Here is a 10,649-nt window from a genome sequence, read left to right as displayed (position 1 = left end):
TCGATAGGCCGCAGGTGTAAGCGTGGCGACACGTTGAGCCGAGCGGTACTAATAGCCCGTGAGACGCTTTTCCTTTCTTTCAACGATTTGGTTCATCCGCTGCGTGAGCAGCCCGGACCCGCCTGGCTTCAGCACTACTGGAGATTGCAAAAGAGTTTAGGTTCCATGCATGAGTTTGTTTCAGCGGTTATCGAGTGAGGGTCACACCCGTTCCCATCCCGAACACGGAAGTTAAGCCTCAGATCGCCGATGGTACCTGGCCCCCGGGCCCGGGAGAGTAGGTCGCCGCTGGATTCACGGGCCCCTTGAGCGAAACGCTCGAGGGGCCCTTTCTTTTTTGTGCCGCCCGCGCCCCCGAATCTCGCAGCGGCGCTGTCGTTCGCGGTGGCATACACGCTCCAGGCATGCAGCTCCCAAGCAAGTGCGTTTTCTGCAACGCTCTAGCTTTTTTTTACCTTGTCCTAAAGACACTATTTGTCACTTACTTTGGATTGAAACCGCGCCGTTATGCGGACTTGCAATATTTGCACCTTGAATATTCCAACCTGGCACATTGATAAAAAGTCCATAAAAATATCCAAAATGTATACTCCGCGCCCACGCAGGAATTGTAGTTTAGAATTGTAGGCAGGCGATGTCGCAGGCCTCGGGGTATAGTGAGGATAACGCCATGGAAAACAAGGAAACTGAGATCAGGAAGTTGGGACCCATTGTCGAGACCGTCTGGGGTGTGCTCCTGCTCGTGCTGAGCTGCGCCCTGATCGTTTTTGCCGCCTAGCCTCTTCGATCATCCAAAAGAAAGTCCGTCTGTGTTGGAGACGGACTTCTTTTTTGTTTAAAGTGTTCTTTTGTGCAGCTAAAAATCTATATTTAGCATAATGAGATTGCCGCGCGAAACACGTACTTATGCTGCTATCGACTTGAAGTCGTTTTTTGCGTCTGTGGAGTGTGTGCTTCGCGGACTTGATCCGCTGAAGACGAATCTTGTGGTGGCGGATGCAAGCCGTACCGAAAAGACGATTTGCCTTGCGGTGAGTCCGAGCCTTAAGGCTTATGGGATTCCTGGGCGTGCTCGCTTGTTCGAGGTTATCCAGAAGGTGCGCGAAGTCAAACGCCAAACGGGCAAGGATGTTGAGTATATTGTAGCTCCTCCGCAAATGGCAAAGTACGTGGAATATTCTACCCGTGTTTTTAACGTTTATCTGAAATACGTGAGCGCAGACGATATCCATGTCTATTCCATTGACGAATGCTTTATCGACTTGACGCATTACCTTTCGATGTACAAGAAGTCGGCGCGTGAACTTGCAAAGGACATGATTCGCGATGTGCTTGAAACGACGGGTATCACGGCGACGGCAGGCATCGGGACAAACCTTTACCTTTGCAAAATTGCGATGGACGTGATGGCGAAACACGTGGCTCCTGATGCTGATGGCGTTCGCATTGCAAAACTCGACGAGATGACGTACCGTAAGGAGCTTTGGGGACATCGACCGATTACGAGCTTTTGGCAATTGGGGCGCGGTATTGCGGAGCGCTTGGCGCATTGTTACTTGAATAACGGGCGTGGAATATTTACGATGGGCGACCTTGCGCGTGCGAGCGTCAAGCATCCTGATGCGCTTTACAAGATGTTTGGCGTGAATGCAGAAATCTTGATTGACCATGCGTGGGGCTATGAACCGTGTGGTATTGCTGAAATCAAGCAGTACAAATCCAAAACGCATAGCATTGGCGGTGGGCAGGTTTTAAGTTGTGCGTACGACTGTGCCAAGGCAAAAATCGTTATCCGCGAAATGGTAGATACGCTTGCGCTTGACCTTGTCGAGAAAGGCTTGGTCACGAACGGCCTTACGCTCCATGTGGGCTATGACCGCGAAAATGTGGACAAGGGAATTTATCACGGCGAGACGGTTATCGATAATTATGGGCGTGAAATCCCGAAGCCTGCACATGGAACAGCTCCGCTTTTGAATTACACTTCGTCGGCATCGACAATTGCAGAAGCGGTAATGAAACTTGCGGACCGCATCATGAATCCGTCACTTACGGTGAAGCGATTGAACCTTACAGCGAATAACGTTTTGGAGGCAGCACAAGAAAGCTACGATCTCTTCACGGACGTGAAGAAGATTGAGCGCGAAAAAAAGATGATGCAGGCTCAGATTGCCATTAAAAAACGCTTTGGCAAGAACGCCATTTTCAAGGGAATGGATATGCAGGAGGGCGCGACTACGCGTGAGCGCAACCAGCAAATCGGAGGTCACAAGGCATGATTGATGATTATAAGGATATAATTGATTTGCCGTATCCGCGGAATGACTGGAATTTCTTGATGAAGCACCCGAGAATGTCTGTGGCGAATCGTGCAAAGATTTTCAGCCCGTTTGCGGCACTGCGTGGTCACAATGAAAAAATCGCCGAGACCGCGGAACAACATCTGGATGCTACCCGCGATGAAAATATGTGGGAAAATGTAGATGGTTGATTTCAAGATTTTACTGGATGCTTCGCTTCGCTCAGAATGACGTGAAAAGATAAATGTAATTGATTATGAATCGCTTGTAAAAACAGAAAGTCTCCGGTCGGGTGACCGGAGGCTTATTTTTCAAGGAATCATGAAAATAAAATTCTAGGGTTTGTTGTGGTGATCCTTGTGGAAGCTCTTGAACTTTTCGAGCTGTTCCTTGGTGAGGATCTTGTTGAAGTTCTTTACGCCGTTAATTCTGTGGTCGAGCAATGCTTCCTGAGCTTTGAGAATGCTTGCCTTGGCTGCAGCAATTTGCTTTTCGTCATTGCTGTCGAGAGCTTTGTGCAGAGCCTTTTCAGCATCCTTCTTTTGCTTGCGGAGTTCCTTAAACGTGGAATCCATTACGATGCGCTGCTGGTCGAGGGCGGCTCTTTGTTCGTGCGTGACCTGGAGAATGGAATCCATGAATTCAGGACCAGGGCCTTTCTTGAAGTCGAACTTCTTGTCGAAATGCTTGGCATCCTTGAAGTGTTCGCGCGGACCTTCAGGGCGGCCATCGCGGAAATCTCTGTCATGGAAGCGTTCACCATGGAATTCGCCGTGATGCTTGCCATGATACATACCGCCACGCTTGCAGCAGTTGCAAGAGCAGTCGTTCTTGGCACAGTCATGGTTTTCGCAGCCACAGGCGCACTGCTTATGCGATGGCGTGCATGTGGACTGCTTGGAGCAGCATGTAGCGCCAAAGCCGCGGTCTGCAAAGCAGAAGGCGCCAATGGCAAATCCGAGAGAGCAAGCGAGTATAATCAGGCTTGCGAAGAATGTCTTGGTGGAAGCGTTCATTATTTAGTCTCCTGTAATAAATAGCTGATGGAGTTGTAGGTATCCAAATTTTCGAGCTCGTCATCGCTCTTTTCGCCGAGATTGCCGTACCAAGAAACGAGCTCGTCAGAGGCGACATTCTTGATGAGGATGTCTTCGGAATTGTTAGTGTTCAGCATGACGGTCATGAAGGCCGTCCAAAATGCGATGACAGTAAAGCTTGCTGCAAGCGCGTATTTTGTACGCGTCTGGATGAAGTTGATAAACTTGTTCTTTTCTGAAGAATCGAGTCTTGCACAGACTTTTTCCCAGGAGTCTTTCCTGGGTTCGATTCTTTCGAGTCTTGAAAAATCGATTTTATCATGCATAGTTCAGGTTCTCCTGTAAAAAGTTCTTGACGACTGTTCTTGCTCGGCTAAGCCTTGCCTTGATTGTGCCTTCGGGCATGTTGTAGATCTCGGACAAGTCTTTGATGCCAAGATCTTCGGCGTCTTTGAGCCAGAGCATGCTTCGCGTTTCGGCGGAGAGCTTTGACAGTCCAAATTCAAGCAGTTCCGGGTCGTAATCCTTTTGTTCCTCGTGCTTGCTCCCGAGAGCGCTGTCCGTCACGAGATCGATATGTTCTTCTTCGAGCTCGGCATGGCGCTTCTTGGACCGTAGCCTCATCAAACACTCGTTGACGGTGAGGCGGTACAGCCAGGTGCTGAGAGCACTTTCGCCGCGGAACTTTTTGATTTTCCCAGGAACTGAGACGAAAATGTCCATCAAGATGTCTTCAGCCTCGTCGCGGTTCTTGAGCATTCTGAACGCAAGGTTCAGAACATTTGTGCTATGGGACTTCCACAGCATGCCAAGGGCTTCACGACTTCCTTGTTGAATCTTCTTTATGATGACTTTTTCGTCCATTTCGTTACTTTTGATGTATGGGGATGAGGGCTGGTTGCACGAATACTAAAATTTTTTTTGAATCAAATTCAATAGTATTGACTAGACTTGACTGGATCCCTCCCTATCGCTACGCTCCAGGGTCAGGATGACAAGTTGCTATTGACTATTGACCAATGACTAATAACTAATAACCATTTAATTATATTATATAGCGATGCAAAAAATTCTTTTTGAAAAATTGAAAGAGGCTTTTGCCTCTGTTTTGCCCATTACGCTTATTGTGCTGGTGGTGTCGCATACTCCGCTTGTGACTTTTTCGCTGAAAGAGCAAATTGTTTTTACGGTTAGCGCGATTTTCTTGATTATCGGGATAGGACTTTTTAATCTGGGGGCAGACCTTGCGATGACGCCGATGGGGGCGTATGTGGGGTCGGGCTTGACTAAGTCGCGGCGGCTCCTGTTGCTCGTTTCGGTGTGCTTTGTGATGGGCGTGCTCATTACGGTTGCGGAACCGGACTTGTCCGTGCTTGCGGAACAGGTGAAAAATGCGGTGCGGCCGATTCTCCTGATTTCGACGATTGGCGTGGGTGTCGGGATTTTTTTGCTCCTTGCAATTTTGAAGATTGTATTTAAGAAAGACCTTTCGCTGATTATCATTTTCTTTTACATGGTGCTGTTCATGCTCGGGATGCTTATGGTGTCCGTCGGACGGAACGCGTTTGTGCCGCTCGCGTTTGACTCGGGTGGTGTGACGACAGGACCGATTACGGTGCCGTTTATCATGGCGCTTGGTGTGGGCGTTGCTGGTGCGATTGGTGGTAAGCATGCTTCGGAAAACAGCTTCGGTTTGATTGCGCTTTGCTCGGTTGGTCCGATTTTGGCGCTGATGGGCTTGGTGGTATTTTCGAAGGGCGACCTGACGTATGAACTTTCGACGGCGGCGTACTCGGTGGACGCTAGCCTTGGCGATCAATTCTTGCCTACGGTAATGGTGATTGCTCGTGAGGTGCTTGTGGCGCTTGGGCTGATTGTCGTGTTCTTCTGCGCGTTGCAGTGGACCGTACTCAAGCTCCCGATGGTGAAGCTTGTGCAAGTGGGCGTCGGGATCCTTTATACGTTTTTCGGGCTTGTGATTTTCTTGACGGCGGTGACGGTCGGGTTCTTGCCGATTGGTTTTGAAATCGGGTGTGAACTGGCGAAACGCCCGCACGCGCTTGTGGCGGCTGGCTTTATCATCGGCATGGTGGTGGTGCTTGCAGAACCGGCGGTGCACGTGCTCAACAAGCAGGTCGAAGAAGTGACCGGTGGCCTTGTGACCAAGCGCTCGATGCTGATTGCACTCTCGGTGGGCGTGGGCATTTCGATTGGACTTTCGATGCTTCGCATTATTATCGGATTCCCGATTATTTATTACCTCTTGCCTGGCTACTTTATTTCACTGGGGCTCTCCTTCTTTGTGCCGAAACTTTATACGGCAATTGCGTTTGACTCTGGTGGCGTGGCGAGTGGTCCGTTGACTTCGAGCTTTATTCTGCCGTTGGCAATTGGCGCTTGCTCCGTGATTCACGATGGCGGCGATTCAATTTTGAATTATGCGTTTGGCATTGTGGCGATGGTTGCGATGACTCCGCTCATTACAATCCAGGTGCTTGGTTTCAAGGCGATTGTGGCAAGGCTTTGGCGTAACAGAATTATGATGCGTCGCTTGCAGGATGCCGATGATGAACAGATTATTGACTTTGTGTAGAGGCTACGATGGTTGAAACAGTAAAGAATGTTTTGAAACGGGCGGTGCCTCAAAAGGTTCATTCGAAAGTTTCGATGAATCGCCTTAAGATTCTGGTGACGACGGTGAACCGCGCAAAAGCGGACTTTTACATGGATTACATCCAGTCGTTTGGCGCAAATATGCAGTTCGTGTTTTATGGTCACGGGACAGCTCCGCGCGAAATCATGGCTGCACTTGGACTTGCAGACTCTGAACGTGCGGTGATTATCAGCATCATTGGCGAAGACCATGTGCCTGCAGTCTTGGAATGTCTGGAAGAAAAATTCAGGACGATTGTGAACGGCAAGGGCATTGCCTATACGATTCCGATGTCAAGCGTTATTGGCAAGTCGGTATTTAACTTTTTGAGCGACAACCGATCTCAGGTAGGGAGAGGCTAATTATGAAACCGAATACACATGAATTAATTATCTGCATTGTGAATAACGGATTCTCCGATACTGTGATGGAAGCCGCTAAAGAGGCGGGAGCCCGTGGTGGCACGGTCTTGAACGCCCGTGGTACGGCAAATAAGGAAGCGGAAGCGTTCTTCCATATCGCCATTCAGCCTGAAAAAGAAGTCGTGATGATTCTTGTGCCGCTGAACGTGAAGGATGCTGTGCTGCACGCTTTGTACGAAAAAGCGGGCCTGAATACGATGGGGCAGGGAATTGCATTTGCACTCCCTGTCGATCAGGTTGTTGGGCTTACGCCGTGGAAGGCTGAAGCTAAAACGTAAGGCGCATTTGGTACCAGACGACTCCGCCGTGGACGGAATTGCTGACACCTTCATTTGCAAATCCGAATTTAGCGTAATAGTCCATCGACGAACGAGATTAACTTGTCTCCATCGAACATCAGCCAAAAGTGATTGCGGTTCTGATTTGCATTATAACTTTACCTGGAAGTAATCAATTTCGGGGTGGCTGATGTAGAGGCCGCTTACGGATGCTTGCGGATACATCGCACCATTTTCAGTGAGGCTGATGCCTACGCTGCCAAAGTCGATGAGTTTTGCGACGTTGAAAATTTCCTTGATGTTCGGGAGCACGGGGTAACCGACGGCTGGGCGGATGCCCTTCCAGCCGCTTGTGCGGTCGAGTTCCTGGCTCAAGTATTCAGCACCTGCTTCGGCGAGGCGGTCGGCGACAGTCTGCATGAGGAGAACGTCGTAATCGCTGCCGCCCTGTTCTGCTTTGAGTTTTTCCAAGCGTTTGACGAATGTATCGCTCATGGTCACTGCGAATGCACCGACGATGTCGCGGAAAACGTCCTTGCCTGCGGGAGAGGCGAAAACGCTTGCTGTATTTGCATTTGCCGGAGCGACGTAGTCGCAGAGGGAAAGGCAAGTACCTTCGGGATTCTGCTGACGTGCGGTCGAGACTTCGATGAGGTCTGCGTCCGTGCCTGTGCGGCCCGTGTTAAAGATAACGGACTTTTCAGTACCGGCAGCAGGGTAGAATGCCTGAACGGCGCGGAGCGCGTATTCGGGCTTTGTGAGCGACTTGATGAGCGCTTCGGCGTCGGCCTTGAGCTTCTTGGCTTCTTCTTCGTCCGGCTTGATTTTCCAAGTGAAGAAGAAGTATTCCCAGCTGATGAGCGGGATAATCTTTTCGATAGGAATCGGCGGGAGCTTGCTTTCGCCCATGAACGGCGGCTGTACCGGCTGGTATTTGCTCCAGTCGTATTGGAAACGGCGTTCTTCCGGCGTGGAGGCGGCTGCGGCCATGGCGTTTGCGGCTTCGGTCTTGATGCCGTTTTGCTTGTCGCGGATGCGCTGCTGCTCTTCGCGGTTTTCTTGAATCGTTTGTTCGCGGGTGGCGGGGTCGAGCAATTTCTGGGCGAGGCCCGGATTGCTAGCGGCGTCGCGCACGTGGAAAACAGGACCGTCATAGCACGGAGCGATTTTCACGGCAGTATGCGTGGGCGAGGTGGTGGCACCACCGACGATAATTGGGATGCGCTGACCGGCGGCTTGCATAGCCTTTGCGACCGTACACATTTCTTCAAGAGACGGCGTAATGAGACCGGAAAGGCTCAAGATATCTGCTTTGTTTTCAATCGCGGCCTTGACAATCACATCTTCGGGAACCATCACGCCGAGGTCCACCATGTCATAGCCGTTACAAGCCATAATCACAGAAACGATGTTCTTGCCGATATCGTGCACGTCGCCCTTGACGGTGGCGATGACGATTTTACCGCGGCTCGATGCGTTTGCATTTTTGCCTGCTTCGATGTAAGGCTGCAAAATTTCTACAGCTTTTTTCATCGTACGTGCGGTCTTCACGACTTGCGGGAGGAACATCTTGCCTTCACCGAATCGGCGGCCGACTTCGTTCATGCCATCCATGAGCGGACCAGAAATAATGCCGACCGGGCTATCGCCACGGTTGATGAGTTCCATTAAGTCTGGCTGGAGCGTTGTAGAAGTTCCCTTGAGGAGAGCTTCTTGCAAACGTTCTTCGGGCGTGGTGGGCTTGGCGTCAGCGGTAGCGTTGCCTTCGTCAGAAGAGCTGCTTGCGCCTGTGCTTACGGCAAAAATCGCCTTTGGATCGTATTTGGTGCCTGCTTCTTTTGCAGCTGCGGCGGCAGCATTCATGCGGCTTGCAATTTCGATGAGTTCTTCGCTGGCTTCCGGTTCCGTGTTGAAGATAACTTCGGTAATTGCCATGCGGAGTTCAAGCGGAATTGTCTTGTACTTGATAATGGCGCTCGGGTTCATGATGGCCATGCCCATGCCGTTCGGGATGGCGTAATGCAAGAACGTGGTGTGCATTGCTTCGCGCAAGTAGTTGTTGCCGCGGAATGCGAACGAAAGGTTCGAAAGACCACCCGAGATACGGACGCCGGGGAGGTTGTCCATAATCCAGCGGACGGCGCGGATAAAGTCAATGGCATAGGCGTTGTGTTCTGCCATGCCGGTAGCGACTGTCAAAACGTTCGGGTCGTAAATGATATCGGACGGATCAAAGTGAAGTTGCTTCACCATGATATCGTAAGCACGGGATGCAATTTGTACGCGGCGCTCGTAGTTCGTGGCCTGACCTTCTTCGTCGAAGAGCATCACGATTACGGCGGCGCCGAGGCGCTTCACGGTGAGCGCATGTTCGATAAACGCCTTTTCGCCCATCTTCAAGGAGATGGAGTTCACGATGCTCTTGCCCTGAATGCACTTGAGGCCTTCTTCGATAACTTCGAAGCGGGAGCTATCGACCATGATAGGCACGCGGCTTACAGCAGGGTCGGATGCAATCAAGTTCAAGAATGTGCGCATTTCGGCGGTGGCATCGAGGAGACCGTCGTCCATGTTGACGTCAATGACGTCGGCGCCGTCATCGACTTGCTTACGGGCAATGTCGAGCGCTTCTTCGTAATTCTTCTCGTTGATGAGACGCAGGAACTTCTTGGAGCCCGCGACGTTGCAACGTTCGCCGACCTTTACGAAATCATCGGCATTGCAGCTGTCGGCGCCGTTGCTCGGGCGAACCTGTTCTCTGAACAACGGTTCGAGCCCCGCAAGGCGGAGGCGCGGGCAAGTGACGTACTTGGGTGCGGGTTCACGGCGCTTGTAGTCGGCCGGGAGTTCGTCCAGCATTTTGCGCATCGCGGCGATGTGTTCTGGAGTCGTACCGCAGCAACCACCAATCATGTTCACGAGCTTGTCGTCCAGATAAACGCGCATCAGGCGCACCATGTCTTCGGGCGTGTCGTCGTAACCGCCGAACTGGTTTGGAAGCCCTGCGTTCGGGTGGCAGCTGAGGTAGCACGGAGCGATAGCGCCCATGCGGCGGAGGTACGGCACCATGCCGTCTGCACCGAGACCGCAGTTTAAGCCGATGGAAAGCGGGTGCATGTGCATCACGCTCACGGCAAAAGCTTCGACGGTCTGGCCCGAAAGCGTACGGCCGGAGGCGTCGCTCACGGTCATCGAGAGCATAACTTCAATCGGCTTAATTTCTGCTTCGGGAGTGCCTGCAGCCTTGGCGGCTTCAATGCGTGCATCATTTGCCTTGCTGTAAGCGCTGAGGGCGGCCTTTGCATTCAGCGTATCGAAAATCGTTTCAATGAGGATGGCGTCAACGCCTTCTTCCATGAGTACGGAAATTTGTTCCAAATACGCATCTTCGAGTTCGTCAAATGTGATGGCGCGGCTTGCCGGGTCGTTCACGTCTTCGCTCATGGAGAGCATCTTGCTCGTCGGGCCGACGTCGCCCAGAATATAGACCTTGCGGCCATACTTCTTGAAGCCTTCTTCGGCGGCCTGCTTTGCGATTTTCACGGAAGCGCGGTTCATCTCGGCGATGCGATGTTCCTGGTGGTATTCATGCTGGCTCACGCGCTGGCTCGAGAACGTGTTCGTGGTGAGGCAATCCACGCCTGCATCCACGTAACGACGCTGGATGTCGAGAATGATGTCGGGCTTTTCGATGGAGAGCATATCGTTGTTGGCGCCCTTAATCCCGTAAGTCTGGATAACAGAGCCCATGCCGCCATCGAGCAGCATCATCTTTGATTCAAACGCTTCGCGAAGAGTCATTTTGATTTCCGTGTTTAAAATTCGAATTTATGCGTATATTTGTTTTTATGCATAAAAATAGAAAATGCTCGGCGTGTTGTCACGAGCTATGAACCCATAATACCCAAAATTACATATTCCTATTGAAATGGTATGTAGGTTAATCGGTTGAATGATTT

The 10,649-nt window shown here is 51.1% G+C and carries 9 protein-coding genes, 1 rRNA gene and 1 pseudogene; 6 read left to right on the top strand and 5 right to left on the bottom strand.

What is annotated here, in order from left to right; translation table 11 throughout:
- Nucleotides 1-179 precede the first annotated feature (179 nt).
- The 3 genes from rrf to B9Y77_RS09770 all read left to right on the top strand — a co-directional run bounded on the left by rrf (nucleotide 180) and on the right by B9Y77_RS09770 (nucleotide 2,491).
- A 5S ribosomal RNA gene (gene rrf / locus B9Y77_RS09780) occupies nucleotides 180-294 on the top strand.
- Nucleotides 295-878: 584 nt separating this feature from the next.
- Nucleotides 879-2,279: a Y-family DNA polymerase gene (locus B9Y77_RS09775; protein WP_085491400.1), complete on the top strand. Its 1,401-nt coding sequence runs from the start codon at nucleotides 879-881 to the stop codon at nucleotides 2,277-2,279.
- Nucleotides 2,276-2,491, top strand: coding sequence for a hypothetical protein (locus B9Y77_RS09770; RefSeq protein ID WP_085491399.1), 216 nt, complete (start codon nucleotides 2,276-2,278; stop codon nucleotides 2,489-2,491). The genes B9Y77_RS09775 and B9Y77_RS09770 overlap by 4 nt, the downstream gene beginning before the upstream one ends.
- A 144-nt stretch (nucleotides 2,492-2,635) precedes the next feature.
- Here B9Y77_RS09770 and B9Y77_RS09765 read toward each other — a convergent pair whose 3' ends face one another.
- The 3 genes from B9Y77_RS09765 to B9Y77_RS09755 are packed head-to-tail and all read right to left on the bottom strand — an operon-like array spanning nucleotide 2,636 to nucleotide 4,201.
- A complete protein-coding gene (locus B9Y77_RS09765) occupies nucleotides 2,636-3,316 on the bottom strand; it encodes a Spy/CpxP family protein refolding chaperone (RefSeq protein ID WP_085491398.1) in 681 nt (226 codons plus the stop codon).
- Nucleotides 3,316-3,663: a hypothetical protein gene (locus B9Y77_RS09760; RefSeq protein ID WP_085491397.1), complete on the bottom strand. Its 348-nt coding sequence runs from the start codon at nucleotides 3,661-3,663 to the stop codon at nucleotides 3,316-3,318. Before B9Y77_RS09760 ends, B9Y77_RS09765 begins: the two co-directional genes overlap by 1 nt.
- Nucleotides 3,656-4,201 carry an RNA polymerase sigma factor gene (locus tag B9Y77_RS09755; protein WP_085491396.1) on the bottom strand — a complete coding sequence of 182 codons (546 nt, stop codon included), beginning with the start codon at nucleotides 4,199-4,201 and terminating at the stop codon, nucleotides 3,656-3,658. The genes B9Y77_RS09760 and B9Y77_RS09755 overlap by 8 nt, the downstream gene beginning before the upstream one ends.
- 196 nt (nucleotides 4,202-4,397) lie before the next feature.
- Between B9Y77_RS09755 and B9Y77_RS09750 the strand changes: the two genes are divergently transcribed.
- The 3 genes from B9Y77_RS09750 to B9Y77_RS09740 are packed head-to-tail and all read left to right on the top strand — an operon-like array spanning nucleotide 4,398 to nucleotide 6,690.
- The gene (locus B9Y77_RS09750) at nucleotides 4,398-5,930 is read left to right on the top strand and encodes a DUF1538 domain-containing protein (RefSeq protein WP_085491395.1); all 1,533 of its coding nucleotides are present in this window, start codon (nucleotides 4,398-4,400) and stop codon (nucleotides 5,928-5,930) included.
- Between the two features lie 8 nt (nucleotides 5,931-5,938).
- The gene (locus tag B9Y77_RS09745; RefSeq protein ID WP_073423875.1) at nucleotides 5,939-6,352 is read left to right on the top strand and encodes a hypothetical protein; all 414 of its coding nucleotides are present in this window, start codon (nucleotides 5,939-5,941) and stop codon (nucleotides 6,350-6,352) included.
- Nucleotides 6,353-6,354: 2 nt separating this feature from the next.
- Entirely contained in the window at nucleotides 6,355-6,690 is a 336-nt protein-coding gene (locus B9Y77_RS09740; protein ID WP_073423874.1) for a P-II family nitrogen regulator, read from the top strand.
- Here the strand turns inward: B9Y77_RS09740 and B9Y77_RS16340 are convergent.
- Nucleotides 6,680-6,775 (bottom strand): annotated as a pseudogene (locus B9Y77_RS16340) (GNAT family N-acetyltransferase); the annotation flags it as partial. The gene B9Y77_RS09740 and the pseudogene B9Y77_RS16340 sit on opposite strands and share 11 nt — an antisense overlap.
- Before the next feature lie 65 nt (nucleotides 6,776-6,840).
- Nucleotides 6,841-10,491 carry a methionine synthase gene (gene metH / locus B9Y77_RS09730; protein WP_085491394.1) on the bottom strand — a complete coding sequence of 1,217 codons (3,651 nt, stop codon included), beginning with the start codon at nucleotides 10,489-10,491 and terminating at the stop codon, nucleotides 6,841-6,843.
- Nucleotides 10,492-10,649: the final 158 nt, after the last annotated feature.

The organism is Fibrobacter sp. UWB13, from assembly GCF_900177805.1.
In the GTDB taxonomy this organism is placed as follows: domain Bacteria; phylum Fibrobacterota; class Fibrobacteria; order Fibrobacterales; family Fibrobacteraceae; genus Fibrobacter.
The sequence above is the reverse complement of the archived record's forward strand: the minus strand, read 5'-3'. Positions and strand labels throughout refer to the sequence as shown.